Genomic DNA, 19,992 nt, shown 5'->3' on the forward strand with positions numbered 1-19,992 from the left:
GAGGCGGTTATATGGCATATGCAGCGGAACAGATCGTGATCAAAGGGATTCCGGTTGAACAGCTAAATGAACTTACCCTGGACTGCGTGCCTGGGGAACATGGGATTTTAAGGTTAAATGGCTTTCTGCCATCGGAACAGGGGGAAGAGACTTTATTTAAATTTTCTGAGAACGATTCCATATCAGTCTGTACAGACGGAGGGATAACCATATTTTCCGGTATTTTGACCAAAGTTCTTGTATCCGGAGAGGGAGGGACCGTAAGGCTTCAGGCAGAGGCAAAGAGCCGAAGCATTCTTATGGATCAGAAAAAAAAGTCCCGGACCTTTCAGGACACTTCCATGTCCTACAGCCAGTTATTTCAGCTAATCTTAGGAGACTATCCCGGCAGTGAGATAAAGCTTTCCATTCCGGATAAACCTTTGGGAGAGATCGCTGTTCAGTATCAGGAGACAGACTGGCAGTTCCTAAAACGGATGCTGTCCATACTTAATGCCGTTTTGGTCTGCCGCCCAGCCACTGAGGCCATATGTTTATACGGTGGAGTTCCGGACATTCCATGGGGGGGCTGGAGCTTTGAAAAAAACGGCTACCGCAAGGAAATGGGAGAATACAGCTACTGGCTCATGGAAGGTGCTCCTGTTAACGATAATGATTTTCTTGTTCTTCAAGTGGAAACCAGTCATGTACCGGAGATCTTTGAACAGGTACAGGCTGAGGGAAAAAATCTTGTAATCCGGCGTATCTTCTGTGAACTGGAACGGGGACTGATCCATTGCCGTCTGGAACTGCAGAAAAAAGAGGGAATTCTTTCAAAGCCCCAATATCCCATGCAATTGATCGGTGTGGCTCTGGGAGGAAAGGTTTTGGAGATATCCGGCACCAAAATTAAGATACATCTGGATATTGATAAAGAGGGAGGGAAAGATGTGTACTGGTTTCCGTTTTCCACCTTATCAGCATCTCCTGATGGCAGCGGCTGGTACTATATGCCGGAAAAACAGGACAATGTGCGTGTTTACTTTCCTTCCAAATATACAAAGGATGTGATTGCAGTCAGCGCGGTAAGCTCCTATGACGGAAAGACCGGGGGAGTTCCTGACCGTATGGGGAGCCCTTCCACCAAATACCTAAGCAATCCTCACGGGCAGGAGATGAAGCTGGCAGCCGACGGAATCTATCTTTCTGCCAGCGGGGGCTCCGCCAGTGTAAAGATCGGTAACGGAGGGGATGTGACCTTAAGCGCCAGAGGAACCATTCAGATCGAAGCAGAAAACAACATTGAAATTACTGCGGAAGAGGCGGTATCTTTTGAAGCGCTTGAATCCACTGCTTTAACCTGTGTAAAGGGAGCATCCATAAAGATGCCGGCGGATGGAAAGCTTTATATCCAGGGAACGGAAGTAAAGGTGAATTAGGAGGAGCTTATGACAAGACAGGAAGCACTTCAGAGATTTCATGAGGAAGAGACAGAATTTCTGGAAGAAAAGAAACTTCAGTTTTATAAGGGAATGCAGCAGCAGACAGAGGAACTTTCCGGTGTGCTCCGGGACGCTTTTAAAGCACTGAAGGAGGAAGTGAAGCGGTTAGAAAAAGAGAAAATCATGTTTTTCCATTTTTCTCTGCTTCGGGTGGATTTACTTCTTGAGGAATACCGGTTTTTCGTCCAGGCCTTTGATGCCAGATGGTATATGGATACGGAACCGGCAGAGACAACATTTACCCTGAAATTCCTGTTTTCCATGCTGGAGGATGTAAAGAAAAAGCTTACGCTTGACGCAGGAAAGTATATGGGAAAGGTCAACCGTTATGACATATCCGAAATATTGCAGAATAACGCCATGGAATGGAATCAGATCCTGGCAGGAGAACTGCGCTTTCTGCTCCGGGATATTGAAGAGAACAAGGATTTTTCGGATATACCAAAGCTTGATACCTGGGGGATCTATTGGGGAGAATACCGGGATGCCAGTGAGCTTGTGGCTTTTGTGGACAGGGAGAAAAAGTACCAGAAAGACTGGGAAAGGGCCCTTCGTCTTTCCAGGGACCAGGAAGAAGCACTGATATCCAAATACTGGTATGATATGGAGATCAGAGATTCGGATGGAAGCGGAACATATTTTTTATTTAATGAATTTGAAAATTGTACATTAACGCAAATTGCATTTGATAATACCAATTTTTCCGGCTCCCGTTTCAGAAATTGTACCATCAAAGGGTGTAGCTTTCAGAATGCAGTTATAAGGCAGGCGGATTTTGAAAACTGCAAATGGGAAGACAATGATTTTTCCGGAGCAGACTTAACCAATTCTATTTTTTTTGAAGAGGATATTCCGTTCCTGCATATGGAACCGGAGCAGCTGCAGACCATACTGATCGACAGGAGGGCCAAAGGATGAGATTTTTTACGATGGAACAAGATAAAACCTTACCGGATATGATCCGCTTCCGTGATTTTGATATCTGCGGACCTAGGCATATATTTTATAAAGAAGATGCACAGGACATAGATGAATCGACCATGATGTATCTGACAAAGGACAGTGGGGAAGCGGCTCCTGATTTCATACAAAGTCCGGTTTCCCTGGTCTCTGATAAAGTGAAAAAGGTGCTTGATTTATATGAGGATGACATGGTATTTAAGACGGTTACGGTTGCAGATAAGGAACGTGAAACGATTCGCGTTTATCATCATCTTCTTTTGGAACAGCTGGAAGTATTTTCAGACCGGACGGAGTTTTATTCTAACGGAAGTGTCAGGCGTCTTGTCCTTGATCCGAAGAAAATCGGTGAGCATAAGGTGTTTCTTTTAAATGACAAGCGTTTTCCCAATCCCTTTATCAGTCTTGAAGTGGTAGAAAGCCTTTTGCGAAGGAATGTAATGGGCATTGTTTTTAAAGAAACGGAGGTGGAAGTATGGCAGAATTAACCGATACCTTTGTGGTCCACGGTGCATGCTGTACCTGCAGCCAGGGGATGAGGCCCAGCCGGGCAGTCCTTCAGGAAACCCATGGAGTATTTTTAAGAGGCCAGGCACAGATGACCGTGAAAGACTGTAAGGGAGAGCTCAATGTGGTCTGCTTTGGCGGCTGCTATAGCATGGAAAATCCCAGTACACAGGAGGAAGCAGAAAAAATCAAGAAAAAGATAGAGGAAGCATGTCCCGAGACCTTTACAGACAAGGTCATGAACTTCTTTACCGGAGGGAAAAAGAAAAAGAAGCAGGAAGAGGCTTCTGATAGTGAGATCTCTAAGGTGGTGGGAGTCTGCACTCCTAAAATCATTGCCAGTGAGTGGGATCATGGGCAGGATGGAGTGAACACGGAGGAAGAACGGCCTTTGATGGGGGGAGCAAAGCTGTACTGTATGTATGGCGGGGAGATTGAGATTGTTGAATCGGGGCAGCCGGAGGCAGGAAGTGGCGCGGTTTAGAAAAAATAAGATAAGTCTGAAAATAATAATATGGCTGATCAACTGTTAACGGCTGCAAAAAACCTGGGGTTGGGTATTGCAAATTTAGGAAAAGCTGGAATAGCGCTTGCTCTGGAAAATATAGATGCGGTGGCTAATAGGCGTATTCATCAGTTATTAAATCCGAGTGAAAATATATTGGGGAGTTTACAAATGGGTTTTTCGATGATACCAGTAAAATCGGTGTCCTCAAAGTCTAAATATTTTGAAAGTAAAGATTTAACACAGATAGATAAGGTTATAAGAAAATATGAAAATGAGATATACATGCAGTATAGAAAACAGATTGACAAGTATTGGGAATTAAGAAAAGATGAAAAAGAAAATCCAGATAAATATTTGGATGAAGGAGTACGTGAACAAATAGAATTAAAAAAAAGAAATTTATTTAAAGATACAGATATTATGAACTATATGACAGAGATGGGAGAAGAACTGAATTCTATGGAGGCTGTAACGGGACATAAGAATGATTTGGTAAATTTTGTGAATCTGGTGAATACTAATAATCCCTTGGATTTAAAGTCTAGAAGTTTCGTAAATACACGGACAGGATTAGAATATAATTTTTCAATATGGGCGGCTCCCTGGCCAAAAGGAGAAGGCAAAACTTTTGAGAAAGATTATGCAGGAAACTGGTTGTATGGATATGTTGGGGATGAATATTTTACGACTCCAGTAGATGATGGAATATTAAAGTATGGTGCAGGAACGGCACAGTTTTTATCGGATTTAAAGGCAGTTAATAGTAAAGAAGATTTAAAAGATTATAAAGAAGTTGCGGCTAAGTATATTAACAGTATTTTGAGCGGGGGATATGGAGATAATCTAAATGCGGATGGACCGTCTGATGCGGATATGATACAGGAGGGAATTAATGCACATAAAAAGAGTCAATAAGTTTTTGATTGGATTATTCATTCTGATTTTAATAGTACTCGGTGTTTTTTTCTTGTTTCATAATTTAATTCAACAAACGAATACTCCAGAGGAGCAATTTGATTATATGTTAGAAAAGCCAGATGATTATGAAAACCGTGATAGCTTTGATGTTAGAGAATTAGAAGATCAGATAAAAGAATATTGGGACTATTTTCGTAAAAATGAAGAAAAAAAGGTAACTAAAATTAATATTTTAAGTCAGCAGGCTGGGGAATGGATAAAGGACGGAGAATATAATATTGGAAAGGATATTCCTGAAGGCCTCTATTTATGTAAAAAAACTATTGAAAGTAAAGATAAATCAAATCCTAATCTAATGATTAAGCGGAAAGGATCCAATGATGTTAGAAATCAAGATTATTATGTTTTTAACCTTATGGTCTATACCCAACTGGACAAAGGTGATGTAATTGTTATTAATGAGAACACTGAAATAATACATGTTGATCAATTTTTAGATAATCAAATAAATCAAGAAGGTATATTTTACGAAGGTGCTTATAAAGTTGGTAAAGAATTGCCAGAAGGACAATACTTTATACTGTCAATAGATACAGATACAGGAGGTGCTAGAGTTTTTAACGAACGGAATCAATTAAGAGCTAGTGTTAGCAGGTTTGGATATATATCAATAGATAATGATGTGGCTATAAATTTAGATGATTGTATTTTGATACCAATAAAAAAGAAACCTGTTATTCACCCAGTCAAGTACCAGGGGAGTGGTGAAGGAAAAGGGAAAATGGTTTTTCCCTCTGGTATGTACAAGATTGGAAGTGATATACCTATTGGAACGTACAAGATTAAAAATGAGGTTTTTAGTAATATAACAGAATTGTCTTACAACGGTTACCACGGAAATGAAACTTATTCTCCTGGTTATTGGAATTGGTGTGGAATTATGTCAGGTAATGAAGAACAGGCTAAGAACTTAGGCTGGAGGAAGATTGAAATTGATTCCCATCTTAATAAAAAACAAAGATTTATAAAAATAACAGATTTTAAAAATAAAATAAGTTATCAGATGTTTAAGGGATTACCAACTATTTCATTTACAGAACAGGATATAGGAAATGATGTGAATGTAATTCGCTGTATTCTTATTCCAGAATCATAGTATAGATGCAGGTATATATTTAAGATAAATTTATAGAAATTAAAATGCAGTTTAGCACAGTGTATCTGATTTTATTTAAGAGAGCTCCTATAGTAATGAGAGAAATGGACAATAAAAATGAAAGTAGAAACAAGTAAAATAATAAATTTTTAGAATGTATATTGAAAGGTGGTATGATGAAAAAAATTAATATAATTCATTTTTATTTACTGGCTTTAATAATATTTCTTTTATTGATCTTCTATATAGAGGAGAATTCTTCAAAAAAAACTGAAAATATAAACGGTAATAATGGCATACAAGATGTCATAAAAAACATGGCTGATTATGAAGAGTATTTTAAAGATAAACATGTAAATGCTCAAATTGTAACAAACAATGGTAAAGAGTTTTTAAAAATAATATTTGATTCCGGCATTGAGGCTGTATACGGACCAGATTTAATAAAAATTAAGACCCAAATTTTGTGGAGATATTACTCAAATGAGTATTTGGTGGATTTGGAGATTAACAATATAGATAGAAGCAAAAATACTGCTCAAGTATCAACTAGTTATGACGGGGGATACGAAACTAAGGTTTGTTATTATCTTCCGGATTTTTATGAAATTAAGCCGGATTGGGGAGATTACTTACAGGCAGATCTGGATATAAAAAAAATCATATCAAAAGAAGAACTGCAGAAAACTTATATGACAACTGAACGGATGAAAGAAATGATAAATAATGAATATTTGATTCGCAGAAAGGATTGAAGATTTTTGGCACAATGTAAAACTCAGTAAATTCACTTTTAAATTATATGGTGTTTAATATGGCTTTGGAAAGGGTAAATAAGCAAAAATATTGATATATCTAATACATAAGAGTTCTTAAAAAGATAGGTACAAATGAACAGTTACCTCATGGACAGGGGGAATGAGATATGATATTAGCATACAAGGAACTGAAAATAGAGTTCTCATTGGAAGGCATCATTCAGGTGGAGACATTCCGGCTCACACAGGAATTAAACAATCACGGATTTCTTGCCTTGAAACTGCTGGTAGACGGTGATATGGCGGAGGAAATTGTAAACAGGGCTTCTGTTCTTCCCGTAATCGTAAGGGAAGCAGAACATTCAGGCGGAGATGTAGTATTTCAGGGGAAAATTGAAACAGTTTACACAAAAGTGGAACAGGGACTTCCGTTTTTGTATGTGGAGGCTTATTCTTACACAAAAGACTGGGAACGGAAACAAAAAAGCAGAAGCTTTTTAAACGGAGCCATGACCTATATGGAGGTTGCAAAAAAGGTCCTTTCCGACTATGGAAGGTTTGATATAAAGTCAGAGTCCGGCTGTGACGGGATCATACCGGAAATGCTTTTGCAGTATGAGGAAAGTGACTGGGTGTTCCTCCGCAGGCTTGCCAGCCATTTCGGAACATATCTGATGGTGGATGCAAAGGATAGCTGCGGAAAAGTATTTTTCGGAATTCCGGATATGAATTACGGGACTGAGCTTGAGCGGGAGGATTATGTTCTTCAAAAGGATATGGCACACTATGCAAGAGTACTAAAGCCCCAGGGAATTCTTTCCCAGGAAGCGTCCCGGTGGAACATCAGGACGCGCCGTTATTTGCAGATGGGAGAGACTGTATTGTTTAACAAAATTCCTGCAATCGTAACCGGAATGGAGTTCTCAACCCTAAAAGGAGAACTGGTGTACCGTTATACCCTTGCCAGAAAGGAAGGAATCCGGAGAGAAAAGGAGAAAAATCCCAGAATCTACGGAATGAGCATTCCTGCTACGGTAAAAGAACGGAGCGGAAACCGGATACGGGTCCATTTTGACATTGATCCGGTGTACGAACCCTCTGCACAGATGAAATATTTCACCTATGCCATAGAAAGCAGTAGTTTTTACTGCATGCCGGAGGAAGGAAGCCGGGTACATATTTATTTTCCGGAGCATGACGAGCAGAGTGCAGTGGCAGTCCATGCCATAGGAAGCGGGAGCGGAGAAGGAAGCGGCGGTGGAGGAAAAAATCCGGATAATAAAAATTTCTCCGATCCAAGCGGAAGTGCCATGGATATGACAAAGGACTCCCTAAGCTATGCCCCTGATTCCAGCGGTTCCATCCTGCTGAGTCTCAATAAGTCAGGTTTTCTGTCAATACTTGGAAAAGACATCAACATAAAAACCCAGAAGGGAATGATGACCGGAGGGGAAACGCCTGTTAGGAACCTGATGATTTCAGGGGAAAATAAAGTGACACTTCAGGTGGGCGAAGATGGGGATGACAGTATCAGTCTGGAGGAAAAGGCAGATGTCAAATCCGGGCTTGTGACGCACCTGGCAGATTCCCACCCGGAAGCAGTGCCGGCGGCAGGAGAGATTGAGGCGGAGCTTACAAAAGATGATGCAGAAAAGCGGAAGAAGCAAAATATTGACTTAGCCGACAGTCTGATTCAAAGAAAACAGGAAAGTAAATCAAAATTTTTAAAAGGTGTCTTAAGTATTGCTACTGTAGTGGGTCTTACTGCTTTAACCGTATGTACCGGAGGAGCAACCGCTCCGCTTTTAGTAGCCGCAGGAGTGAAAGCAACCTTTGCAGTCGCCGATATGGCAGAAGGATTAGACGGCTACAGTAAGGTCAATAACCTGGATGCATCAAGGCCTGCCAATTTCCTGCGGGATACGGTGTTTGGGGGAAATGAAGACGCTTACAATTTTGCCTCAGCGGTTACGGATATCGTATTTGATGTGGTCAGCGGAAAGGCGCTGAAAAATGCAGCCAGTCTGGGAAAAATGAGTAAATTTATGTGCCCCAAATCCCAGGTTTCCAATCTGGTCAGCCAAATGGGAGGGTCTGTTATTTTTGGAGCAATCAATGAATATCAGGTTACCGGCAGAGTGGATGTGAAAAATGTAGCCTTTAACGCAGCCCTTGGTATGTTTAAGGGAGGTACGGGCAATGTCCTTATGGGAAAAGCACAGAACCTGGTGAATACAAATCTTGGAAAAAAGGTTGTAGGTGCGGCTGTACAGACGGTGTATGGAACCGTCATAGATGTGGCGGTCGATGCAGTCTTGCCGGGAAGAAAAGTAGATGTGGTGGGCTCTCTCAAGGAAAACTTTATCTCAAGCGGACTGGGGCAGCTCTTTGGAGAACCGGTGGATGCAGCTTCCGGAGCATTTTTAATCACTGCTACAGATTTTATTCTGCCTGATTTCCGAGAAGCCATACGAATGGAGCGCAGATACAATTCCACAGTGACCCGGGAAGGGATTTTAGGTGCGGGCTGGACCTTTTCCTATGAGGGAAAACTTTATCAGGATGGAACCAGACTCCACACCGTTTTAGACAGCGGCTACCATCTGATTTTTGAATGGGATGGAGAAAAGGCAGTAAACAAAACCTATGGCTGCGGCTGGTTTGAGCTTTTAAAGGATCATGAAGAATGGATCATCAAAGACCATAAGGAGCACCGGACGTATCATTACCGGTCAAACGGTCTTTTACAGTCCGTCAAAGACAGGAATGGACAAGCCATGACCTTTTCCTATCACGGAGAAAATCTGGAAGAGATAACAACCGCTCTGGGTTATATAATCCATGTAACCATGAGAGAGGGACGTCTGATCCAGCTGTCAGATCTGCTGGGAAGGACCATGCAGTACCGGTATGAAAACGGCCGTCTGACCGACGTGGTACATATGGATCAGGGAGTGACCCATTATGAATACGATGAAAACGGATATCTGACAAAAGCGGTAGACCAGGCAAAGGTGGCATATCTGGAAAACCGGTACGATGCAGCCGGAAGAATGGTGCACCAGACCCTTGCCAATGGAGATTTTTACCAGGCAGACTATGTGGATGAGGAACGAAAGGTCCATGTGTTCAGCAGCGTGGGGAATAAAAAAGTTACCTATGTGTATGGGAAAAAAATGGAGATCCTTTCGGTTGTTTATGCGGATGGAACGGAGGAAGCCTTCCGCTACAATGAGGAGGGATACCGTATCTGGCAGAAGGACCGTCTGGGACATGAGACCGACTGGTCTTATGACTGCACCGGACGTATTACGGAGGAGAAGAAAAAGGGCTGGCTGAGCACGGTTTACCAATATAATGAAGCCGGAGATCTGGCAGAAAAGAAAGACAATGCAGGCCGGAAAATCGTTTATGAATATGATCATAACCATAACCTGATAAAGACAGAGGAAAAGATATCTTCTGCCGGGGAGCATTTCTCCCACTCTTATGTTTATGACCGGAAAGGGAGAATCTTAGAGGAAACAGATTCCTTAGGAAAGACGACCCGGTATCAATATAACGAAAATGAGGGAAAGCCTTCTATAATCACCTACCCGGACGGAGAGGAAGTCCATCTGGAATACGATGCCATGGGACGGCTGATGGCAGAAGAAGATGCCTGCGGCCGGAGGGAGTATGGTTATAACGCCAGAAACTACAGAACCATGGTGCGGGACGGAGAAGGAAACGAAGCCCGTTACCTATACGATGGAATGGGAAGACTTCTTGCTATGTATCCACCTAAAGCGTGGAAGGCGCAGAAAGGGGAATATACGTACCAATACGATTTCTTGGACCGCCGTACGGATACGGTACGTCCCGATGGAAGTCACGAGAGACTGGTACTGGACGGAGAAGGAAATGTAATAAAAAGGATTCATCCCAATGCCTATTTAAGTGAAAGCGATGATGGCGAAGGAATTACCTATGATTATGACAGTGACGGGAACCAGATCCGGATCCATCATCCGGACGGAGGCTGCGAGAGACTCTTTTACGATGCCAACGGAAACCGGATCAAGCATGTAATGCCGGAATCCTACGATGCCAGGACGGATGACGGAGCTGGCTGGCAGTATACGTATGATGACGGAGGCCATTTAGAGAGAATCACAGGACCGGACGGGAGTGTGCAGGCAGAATACACTTATGATCTGTCCGGCAATCCTACCAGGAAAACCGATGCATCCGGGCGTACCGAATGGTATACTTATGATTTAGTAGGCCGGCTTTGTGAGACTTACCGCCCGGTAAAGGAAACCGGTCAGGAGGTTCTTTACCAGAGAACTGTTTATACCTATGATACCAATGGAAATAAAACCGGGGAACAGCGTTATGGAGGCTACTGGAGCCTGGACGGCCAGTTAAAGGAAGAGGAAGGCAAAGAGCTGCATCTGAAGTTTTCCTATGATCAACGGGACCGCCTGATCCGTGCAGAGGATGGGCTGGGAGCTGTGGTGCAGTATCGCTATGACGTACAGGGAAAGAGGATTTATGAAGAAAAAACCATTTCCGAGGGAGTCCGCCAGATCATTCATTACAGCTACGACCGGGCAGGAAGGCTGACAGAGACAAAGGAGGAGCTTGCTAGCGGGCTGTCTCCGCTGCCGGGAGAAGCAAAAGCAGCCATAACCAGGTATGAGTATGATGAAAATGGCAATCGGACCCGGATACAGACGCCGGAGGGGTATGAGATTATTCGGGAGTATGACTGCTGTGACCGTTTAAAATTAGAGCGGACCCTGGATAAGCAAAACGGCATTGACCGGACGGTGTGTGTTTCTTATGATCAGGCAGGAAATATCACGAAGATCGCCAGACAGGGAAAGGAAAACGAAGTCTGGGAACTGGAGTATCAGTATGATTTGAAGAACCGGATCATTCATGTCAAAGACTGCCTGGGTCCTGTTTTCCATTATGAGTATGACTTGAATGACCGTTTGGAAAAGGAGATCCTGCCTCAGGGAGGGCAAGAAAACAACCATAAGGAAAAACAGGAGGCAGAAAGAGAAAACAGTTTTCGTTATACCTATGACTTATATGGGAATCTTCTGTCAAGAACCAATGGAGCCGGAACAGTATTAGAGGAGAACCGGTATTTTGCCGATGGAAATATTTCCTTAAAACGGACGGCCGACGGAAATGAACTCACTTACCGTTATGGAATCCATGGACTGGAAACAGAGGTTTATACTTCAAGGAGCAGGAAAGAAGGAAAAGCCGCACAGTCTTATCGCTATGATGCCAATGGCCGTATGACAGGAATTGTGGACGGAAACCAGAACCATACGGCAATGGAAACCGACAGCTGGGGCCGGATTCAAAGCGTACAGAACGCAGATGGAGGAAAAGAGACCTATACCTATAACAGCATGGGCCTTGTGACCAGCACTACAGATGCTAATGGAGGTGTAATCACCTACCGGTATAACAGCCAGGGAAAGGTCTGTGAGATCATCGATCAGGAAGGAAACAGCGAGACCTTCCGGTATGACCGGGAAGGAAGAAGAATCCTTCATGTAGACCGGAATGGAAATCAGGTAAAAACCATTTACAATGTAGATGGCAATCCGGTTTATGAATCCGGCTGTAATGAAAAAGGGGAAAATCAGGTCATCAGAAGCTGGGAGTATGATTCCTTTGGCAGGAAGAAAAAGGCGGTGTCCGGTGGCTTTTGCTATACTTATGAATACCGGCCGGATGGAAAGCTGTTAAAGAAGTCATCTTCAGGGCGGAATCTTGTTTCCTGTACCTACGATAACGATGGATCGTTAAAAACTCTGACAGATCTTACAGGGAAAACGTTATTCTATGGTTATGACTGGAGAGGAAATCTGTCAAGTATCAAAGATCAGGCCGGAAATGAAATCGTACGATACAGCCACTGGCCGGATGGAAAGTTAAAGACGATCTGCCATCTCAATGGAGTAAGGACGGCTTATGAGTATGATACGGACGGAAATATCAGCCGTCTGGCAACGTATGTTTCGGAAAACCAGCCATTGTTTGATTTCCAGTATGAGTATGATTTGAATGGGAACCGGACAGCCAAAAGAGGGAGCCGGATCGTTTTAGGAAAATATGATTCAGATAAAACAATAAACGGAGAGAACTTACGTGGAAATACAGGAAACATAGGAAATACAGTTGTAACTGATATTCAATACCGTTATGATTCCATGAACCGTTTATTAAAAGAAACCTATGAGAAAGAGTCCATTTCCTACCAATATGACCTTTGTGGAAACCGTAAAGAAAAGGAGTCAGTTGCAGGAAAAGAAACGTACTGTTATAATAGAAAAAACCAGTTAATAGAAAGAACCAGCCAGGAAAAGACCTGTGAATACCGGTATGATTTACAGGGGAATGTACTGGAAGAGAAGGAAAATGGAAAGAAAAGGAGGTATGGGTACAATCCGTTTGGCCAGCAGACGGAGGTGGAAGAGAGTGATTTCCGGTTAGAAAATTTCTATGACGGAGAGTTTTTAAGAGCCGGGACATCTGTCAATGGAGAAGTTTCCCGTTTCCTCTATTATAATGGAGAACTTCAGGCAGAAACCTATGAGAATGAATCTGTGAAAACCAGGTATATTCTTGGATATGGTATAGTCGGAAGCGAGACAGAAGGCAGAAATGGATATCATGTGTATCATCTGGACGAGCAGAACAGTACCGTGTACATAACCGGGAATGAGAAAGCGATTGAAAACTTCTACGAATACGATGCTTTTGGTGCCATACGCAATCACTCCGAAGAAATCAAGAACCGTATCTTGTATACCGGCCAGCAATACGATCAGGAAACCAACCAGTATTATCTAAGAGCGAGGTTTTATAATCCAGTGGTTGGTAGATTCTTGCAGGAAGATGTGTATAGAGGAGATGGACTGAATCTGTATGCATATTGTGGGAATAATCCGGTGGTTTATTATGATCCTAGTGGGTATACACAAGTAAGTAATTGCAATAAGGAAGGTGCAACGCCTGGAGATGGTAGTACTAATAAAGATTCGGGCAAAATTACACGCAAGCAAGCTTTTAGAGAAGCAAAGGAAAGTGCTGGTATACCCAAATCTGCTCAGCCGGATACGCATGCGTATGTTTATGACGGAACATCAGAAAATAGGACAGTGTATCAATTTACCGTCGATGGACAGAAAAAATATGTAATATTGCATACGGAAGATAAGATGGGAAGAGGGGCACATTTTCATGGTGCGGATGGTGCAAAGGGTAATCCGTTTGATAAGGGAAGATATAATCAGTACCCTGGACATTATCCTGATGATTTTAATGGATTTAAATAGAGGAATAAAGTAAAAAAGATTGTAAAACTGAGCCACTGCTGCTTTCCGTTAGTAGTGGTTCAGTTCAAATTTGCTAATGATTTATACTTTGAGTTAAGGAGGAATTATAAGAATATGAATCCAGATCTGAAAAAAAGAAAAGAAGAACTAAAAATAAATTTAAATAGAAAAAGAATAGTAGAAGAATTAAGTAAATATTTAATTCTTCAACCAGATTCTTTTTTAAGCGTAGATGAAACATTTATTTTGCAAACTGAATTATTTAAGAAAGTTGATTCGTTAAATAGCTTTAAAGTTTTAGAAAAAGACATTTCCGATAATTTAAAAGAAGTATATAGCTTGAAAAATTTTTTTAAGAATTATTTAAGTCAAAAAGCGGTATTATTTTATCATAAATCATGTGATTATGGAGCTCTTGAAATATTCATTAAAGATTTCTTTGAGAATATAGAACAATTGGCGTATTTTACAAAATTTAAAGATGGCTATAGTGATCTAATTTTAGTAGACCGAGAATTAAAATTTGGTCTTTGTGTTGAAAGAAATGAATATGTTAATAAGTTGACGTATTGGATATAGCTTTATTCTGTTTCTAATAGTTAAATTTCATTACGTGTTGATGAAGTTATTGCTGTGAGAAATAGTGATGATAATTTATTTGGTGTACTTACATAGACACCTTAAAAATCTTGAACTTGGCTGGTTTCAGTGCGAGTGCAACCACCTAACAGGTGACTTTTGCCTAATTGACAGTCATCTGATAAAAAAGAACGGTTTTGATCAAAACACTTATAATAGCAAAAAAGAATATGAAGGGATTAGCGGTGAAAAATCTCCATGAAAAGATATGGGGTTGGGAAAAGAAAAAAAGGACAATGTTGCGCTATATTAAACCAGGAGATATTTTTTGTTTTAGTTTTGATGAGGAGAGCTATTGTTTTGGAAGAATTGTAGCAAAAATAACATTTGGTCATGTAGCAGAGATATTTAATCATATGTCATCAGAACCGATAATAGATGAAGAAGAAATAGTTGAATCTTCTAGACTAATTGAACCTGTAATATTAGATTCTTATAGCCTGTTTGACAGAAAAGCAGAAGGTGACTGGAGAATCATAGGTCATCAAGAAGAATATGTTCCTGAGAAATTTGAGAATGTTTATTTTGCTTATGGTCTAGGTCATTCTTGTAAAATAACAGATATATGGGGAAATGAAAAACCAATCAGTGAAGAAGAGAAAAACAATTATCATCTTCTTTCACCAAAAGGAGATTTCAAAGTAAAGGAATTAATAAAAGCTAAACGGGGATAATAAATTGTCAAAAAAGAAATACAATAGAGAGACTTTGTTACCATGCAAACAAAAATCGGATCAGACACGTGATACTAGGATTCTATGATGTTTATGTGATTTGTCAGGAAATCCTGCCAGAAAAACCAATGCATCCGGGCGTACCGAATGGTATACTTATGATCTAAAAGGCCGGCTTTGTGAGACTTACCGCCCGGTAAAGGAAACCGGTCAGGAGGTTCTTTACCAGAGAACTGTTTATACCTATGATACCAATGGAAATAAAACCGGGGAACAGCGTTATGGAGGCTACTGGAGCCTGGACGGCCAGTTAAAGGAAGAGGAAGGCAAAGAGCTGCATCTGAAGTTTTCCTATGATCAACGGGACCGCCTGATCCGTGCAGAGGATGGGCTGGGAGCTGTGGTGCAGTATCGCTATGACGTACAGGGAAAGAGGATTTATGAAGAAAAAACCATTTCCGAGGGAGTCCGCCAGATCATTCATTACAGCTACGACCGGGCAGGAAGGCTGACAGAGACAAAGGAGGAGCTTGCTAGCGGGCTGTCTCCGCTGCCGGGAGAAGCAAAAGCAGCCATAACCAGGTATGAGTATGATGAAAATGGCAATCGGACCCGGATACAGACGCCGGAGGGGTATGAGATTATTCGGGAGTATGACTGCTGTGACCGTTTAAAATTAGAGCGGACCCTGGATAAGCAAAACGGCATTGACCGGACGGTGTGTGTTTCTTATGATCAGGCAGGAAATATCACGAAGATCGCCAGACAGGGAAAGGAAAACGAAGTCTGGGAACTGGAGTATCAGTATGATTTGAAGAACCGGATCATTCATGTCAAAGACTGCCTGGGTCCTGTTTTCCATTATGAGTATGACTTGAATGACCGTTTGGAAAAGGAGATCCTGCCTCAGGGAGGGCAAGAAAACAACCATAAGGAAAAACAGGAGGCAGAAAGAGAAAACAGTTTTCGTTATACCTATGACTTATATGGGAATCTTCTGTCAAGAACCAATGGAGCCGGAACAGTATTAGAGGAGAACCGGTATTTTGCCGATGGAAATATTTCCTTAAAACGGACGGCCGACGGAAATGAACTCACTTACCGTTATGGAATCCATGGACTGGAAACAGAGGTTTATACTTCAAGGAGCAGGAAAGAAGGAAAAGCCGCACAGTCTTATCGCTATGATGCCAATGGCCGTATGACAGGAATTGTGGACGGAAACCAGAACCATACGGCAATGGAAACCGACAGCTGGGGCCGGATTCAAAGCGTACAGAACGCAGATGGAGGAAAAGAGACCTATACCTATAACAGCATGGGCCTTGTGACCAGCACTACAGATGCTAATGGAGGTGTAATCACCTACCGGTATAACAGCCAGGGAAAGGTCTGTGAGATCATCGATCAGGAAGGAAACAGCGAGACCTTCCGGTATGACCGGGAAGGAAGAAGAATCCTTCATGTAGACCGGAATGGAAATCAGGTAAAAACCATTTACAATGTAGATGGCAATCCGGTTTATGAATCCGGCTGTAATGAAAAAGGGGAAAATCAGGTCATCAGAAGCTGGGAGTATGATTCCTTTGGAAGAAAGAAAAAGGCGGTGTCCGGCGGTTTTTGCTATACTTATGAATACCGGCCGGATGGAAAGCTGTTAAAGAAGTCATCATCAGGGCGAAATCTTGTTTCCTGTACCTACGATACCGATGGCTCGTTAAAAACCCTGACGGATGTTACGGGGAAAACGTTATTCTATGGTTATGACTGGAGAGGAAATCTGTCAAGCATCGAAGATCAGGCCGGAAATGAAATCGTACGATACAGCCACTGGCCGGATGGGAAGTTAAAGACGATCTGCCATCTCAATGGAGTAAGGACGGCTTATGAGTAGGATACGGATGGAAATATCAGCCGTCTGGCAACGTATGTTTCGGAAAACCAGCCCTTGTTTGATTTCCGGTATGAGTATGATTTAAATGGGAACCGGACTGCCAAAAGAGGGAGCCGGATCATTTTAGGAAAATATGATTCAGATAAAACAATAAGCGGAGAGAACATACGTGGAAATACAGGAAACATAGGAAATACAGTTGTAACTGATATTCAATACCGTTATGATTCCATGAACCGTTTATTAAAAGAAACCTATGAGAAAGAGTCCATTTCCTACCAATATGACCTTTGTGGAAACCGTAAAGAAAAGGAGTCAGTTGCAGGAAAAGAAACGTACTGTTATAATAGAAAAAACCAGTTAATAGAAAGAACCAGCCAGGAAAAGACCTGTGAATACCGGTATGATTTACAGGGGAATGTACTGGAAGAGAAGGAAAATGGAAAGAAAAGGAGGTATGGGTACAATCCGTTTGGCCAGCAGACGGAGGTGGAAGAGAGTGATTTCCGGTTAGAAAATTTCTATGACGGAGAGTTTTTAAGAGCCGGGACATCTGTCAATGGAGAAGTTTCCCGTTTCCTCTATTATAATGGAGAACTTCAGGCAGAAACATATGAGAATGAATCTGTGAAAACCAGGTATATTCTTGGATATGGTGTTGCTGGAAGTGAGACAGAAGGCCGGGAAGGATACCATGGGTATCATCTGGACGAACAGAACAGTACGGCTTATATAACTGGGAACAAGAGAGAGATTGAAAACTTCTATGAGTATGATGCATTTGGATCCATAAGAAGCCAGTCCGAAGAGATTAAGAACCGAATTCTGTATACGGGTCAGCAATACGATCAGGAAACGGGTCAGTATTATCTAAGGGCAAGGTTCTATAATCCAGTGGTGGGAAGATTCCTACAGGAAGATGTATATCGAGGAGATGGACTGAATCTGTATGCGTACTGCCATAATAATCCAATAAAATATTATGATCCAAGTGGATTTGTTTATTCATTAAGTGAAGTCTTAAGTGCCCTAAGAACAGATTCTAATGGCAATAGGTATGTTTTGAATCATGACCATGATACTGCGATAAAATATGGTTACACTAGTTCTGATGATTTTTCTAGAATACTACAATCGCATCATGGACTGCAGCAAAAATGGGCATCTAGTAATTTAAGTGCTTATGGATATAATCCAGATTTAGCACCAACAATAACATTGGAAACTAATGCCAATGGTGTAAAAAATCTCTCTCATACCGTGATTACAAATCAGCAAAATGCTTATAACAGACAAAATGGTTCAACATCAGGAACATTACAAGAACGATTGATATTAGGGGCACAACAACAGTTAAATGCAGGAATATCAAAAGATGTTGTCATGCAGGATTTAGCAAATAATTATAAAATGATAGACAAATTAAATGGGAACAATGTAGATAAAATTGCAAGCGGAGAATTAGAAATACTCAGCTATTCGAGAGAAGAGATAGAAAGTAGTATAGAAGGACATAATGACAAACCAGAATCAGAAAAATGTCCATAAGGAGGTTCAAAATGAATTTATTGTCTGTAGTTAACAGCCAATTTTTAAATTTGTATAACGAAAGTGAAATGTAACGGATTAAGGTGACACCAGGAGACATACAAAAAGTTGCTGAATTAGCCCAAATACCTCTACCTAAAATGTTAATAAATATTTTGGAAGAAGGAATAATTTATGGATTTAAAATTAAGGGTACATCAATAATAAACTTCATGTATGTTACATATATTATCAATGTTGGTGACAATTATCCGTATTTTAAAGTAGATATTAAGGAAGGATTAAATTTTGCTACAGACTTAGGTGGTAATGTGTATTATTATGGCAAGGGGCAAGAAGGGGTAGGATTGTATGTTGTTGGATCAGGTGATGGAAACTTTTTTGAAGAAGCGACTAAATTCGGAGATACTTTTGAAGACTTCTTTATTGAAGGGAAGGGGATAGATATCTTAAAAATGCATCAAATAAGGCATAAGCAATTAAGGGGATATGTATAATAAAATGTCATTAGTAGAAAATTTATATAAAAAGAATATTGAATTACAGAACAAAGTTTCTGCTGAAATAAATAAAGTAAATAAAGGATTGAGTGAAAAGAGTATCTCTCAATTGCAAACTATTTTGAAAGAACTTGATTCAATGGAAAAAGCCAAAGGATTAATAATAAGTTATCCAAGAATAATAATAGATTCTTGGGATTATTCAGATTTATTAGGAGTGGAGTTAGTAGAATTAGCAGAACAGTATAAAAAAGTGAGCAAATATTAATTAGGGAGGGATGGGCGGAAATAAAGTTGAATACTGGAAGGAGTCAAGATGCATTCTAAGTACACCAATCAACAAGAAAAGTAGCAATAAAAGAATTTGAACGAACAGGCTCTATCAGTGCTACCATACAAAAGCTGGGATATCTCTCACCAGCAATCCTACACCGATGGTATGAATATCAAAAAGCAAAGGTAAAAAACTGGAGTGGATATTTTGGACAATTGGAAATGATGTAAACAAAACACATTTCTGCAATACAACTGATCAAATTCGTCAGCCTTCTACAGAGCTTAAACTAAATACACTTCATCGTTGCGTTGAACTTGGAGAAAATGTAGAATATGTATCAAGGAAAATAGGATACAGCCGATGTAGCATATATAAATAGAGGCGTATTTATCAGGAAAAAGGAGCAATCGGTCTTATGTCCTCTAAGAAAAATATCAAAAGAAAGCCTTTGGCTTCAAAGCATGTACAAGAACCATTTATTTCTGAGAAAGTTGTAGACTATCGGGAACGGATAAGTATGCTATACTTCGGATTATTATAAAAAATACATTTCATAAAAGTAGGGATTGCTATGGGTATAGAAGGATATGGAAGCAGTTACAAAATCAAGGGCTTATTATATCTGAAAAGCTAGTGCGTAAGATTATGAAAGAACAATCTTTGGAGTTTGCTTTGTAAGTAAAAGAAAATATCAGTCTTATTGAGGAAAAATCAGTACAGAAATAAAAAATATCAAATCCCGAAATTTTCATGCAGATACTCCACGCACAAAGTGGCCGACCGACAATACTAAATTTGCCCTTCAGGCTGGAAAAGTATATTT

The 19,992-nt window shown here is 40.8% G+C and carries 15 protein-coding genes; all 15 read left to right on the top strand.

Features of this window, described 5'->3' with window-relative positions:
- The first annotated feature begins 11 nt into the window (after positions 1 to 11).
- The 15 genes from ACLTWA_RS09550 to ACLTWA_RS09620 all read left to right on the top strand — a co-directional run bounded on the left by ACLTWA_RS09550 (position 12) and on the right by ACLTWA_RS09620 (position 19,847).
- Complete coding sequence (locus ACLTWA_RS09550) at positions 12 to 1,418, top strand: contractile injection system protein, VgrG/Pvc8 family (protein ID WP_412327474.1); 1,407 nt, start codon at positions 12 to 14, stop codon at positions 1,416 to 1,418.
- Between the two features lie 9 nt (positions 1,419 to 1,427).
- Positions 1,428 to 2,399 carry a pentapeptide repeat-containing protein gene (locus ACLTWA_RS09555; protein WP_412327475.1) on the top strand — a complete coding sequence of 324 codons (972 nt, stop codon included), beginning with the start codon at positions 1,428 to 1,430 and terminating at the stop codon, positions 2,397 to 2,399.
- A complete protein-coding gene (locus tag ACLTWA_RS09560; RefSeq protein ID WP_412327476.1) occupies positions 2,396 to 2,929 on the top strand; it encodes a hypothetical protein in 534 nt (177 codons plus the stop codon). Before ACLTWA_RS09555 ends, ACLTWA_RS09560 begins: the two co-directional genes overlap by 4 nt.
- On the top strand, positions 2,917 to 3,432 hold the full coding sequence (locus ACLTWA_RS09565; protein ID WP_412327477.1) for a DUF4280 domain-containing protein: 516 nt from the start codon (positions 2,917 to 2,919) through the stop codon (positions 3,430 to 3,432). Before ACLTWA_RS09560 ends, ACLTWA_RS09565 begins: the two co-directional genes overlap by 13 nt.
- 30 nt (positions 3,433 to 3,462) lie before the next feature.
- Entirely contained in the window at positions 3,463 to 4,371 is a 909-nt protein-coding gene (locus tag ACLTWA_RS09570; RefSeq protein WP_412327478.1) for a polymorphic toxin type 44 domain-containing protein, read from the top strand.
- A complete protein-coding gene (locus tag ACLTWA_RS09575) occupies positions 4,349 to 5,530 on the top strand; it encodes a hypothetical protein (RefSeq protein WP_412327479.1) in 1,182 nt (393 codons plus the stop codon). The genes ACLTWA_RS09570 and ACLTWA_RS09575 overlap by 23 nt, the downstream gene beginning before the upstream one ends.
- 176 nt (positions 5,531 to 5,706) lie before the next feature.
- Positions 5,707 to 6,285, top strand: a complete 579-nt coding sequence (locus ACLTWA_RS09580) for a hypothetical protein (protein ID WP_412327480.1) — start codon at positions 5,707 to 5,709, stop codon at positions 6,283 to 6,285.
- Between the two features lie 170 nt (positions 6,286 to 6,455).
- A complete protein-coding gene (locus ACLTWA_RS09585) occupies positions 6,456 to 13,637 on the top strand; it encodes an RHS repeat-associated core domain-containing protein (protein WP_412327481.1) in 7,182 nt (2,393 codons plus the stop codon).
- A gap of 114 nt (positions 13,638 to 13,751) precedes the next feature.
- Positions 13,752 to 14,216, top strand: a complete 465-nt coding sequence (locus ACLTWA_RS09590; RefSeq protein ID WP_412327482.1) for a hypothetical protein — start codon at positions 13,752 to 13,754, stop codon at positions 14,214 to 14,216.
- A 230-nt stretch (positions 14,217 to 14,446) separates the two neighbouring features.
- Positions 14,447 to 14,950, top strand: coding sequence for an immunity 26/phosphotriesterase HocA family protein (locus ACLTWA_RS09595; RefSeq protein ID WP_412327483.1), 504 nt, complete (start codon positions 14,447 to 14,449; stop codon positions 14,948 to 14,950).
- A gap of 100 nt (positions 14,951 to 15,050) precedes the next feature.
- The gene (locus ACLTWA_RS09600; RefSeq protein WP_412327484.1) at positions 15,051 to 16,844 is read left to right on the top strand and encodes a hypothetical protein; all 1,794 of its coding nucleotides are present in this window, start codon (positions 15,051 to 15,053) and stop codon (positions 16,842 to 16,844) included.
- Positions 16,845 to 16,898: 54 nt separating this feature from the next.
- A complete protein-coding gene (locus ACLTWA_RS09605) occupies positions 16,899 to 18,392 on the top strand; it encodes an RHS repeat-associated core domain-containing protein (protein ID WP_412327485.1) in 1,494 nt (497 codons plus the stop codon).
- Between the two features lie 83 nt (positions 18,393 to 18,475).
- Entirely contained in the window at positions 18,476 to 18,889 is a 414-nt protein-coding gene (locus tag ACLTWA_RS09610; RefSeq protein WP_412327486.1) for a hypothetical protein, read from the top strand.
- 4 nt (positions 18,890 to 18,893) lie between these two features.
- Positions 18,894 to 19,160 carry a hypothetical protein gene (locus tag ACLTWA_RS09615; protein WP_412327487.1) on the top strand — a complete coding sequence of 89 codons (267 nt, stop codon included), beginning with the start codon at positions 18,894 to 18,896 and terminating at the stop codon, positions 19,158 to 19,160.
- 546 nt (positions 19,161 to 19,706) lie between these two features.
- Positions 19,707 to 19,847, top strand: coding sequence for an IS3 family transposase (locus ACLTWA_RS09620; RefSeq protein WP_412328114.1), 141 nt, complete (start codon positions 19,707 to 19,709; stop codon positions 19,845 to 19,847).
- Positions 19,848 to 19,992: the final 145 nt, after the last annotated feature.

The sequence above is a fragment of the Lacrimispora sp. genome (genome assembly GCF_046972725.1).
Taxonomy (GTDB): Bacteria; Bacillota; Clostridia; order Lachnospirales; family Lachnospiraceae; genus Lacrimispora.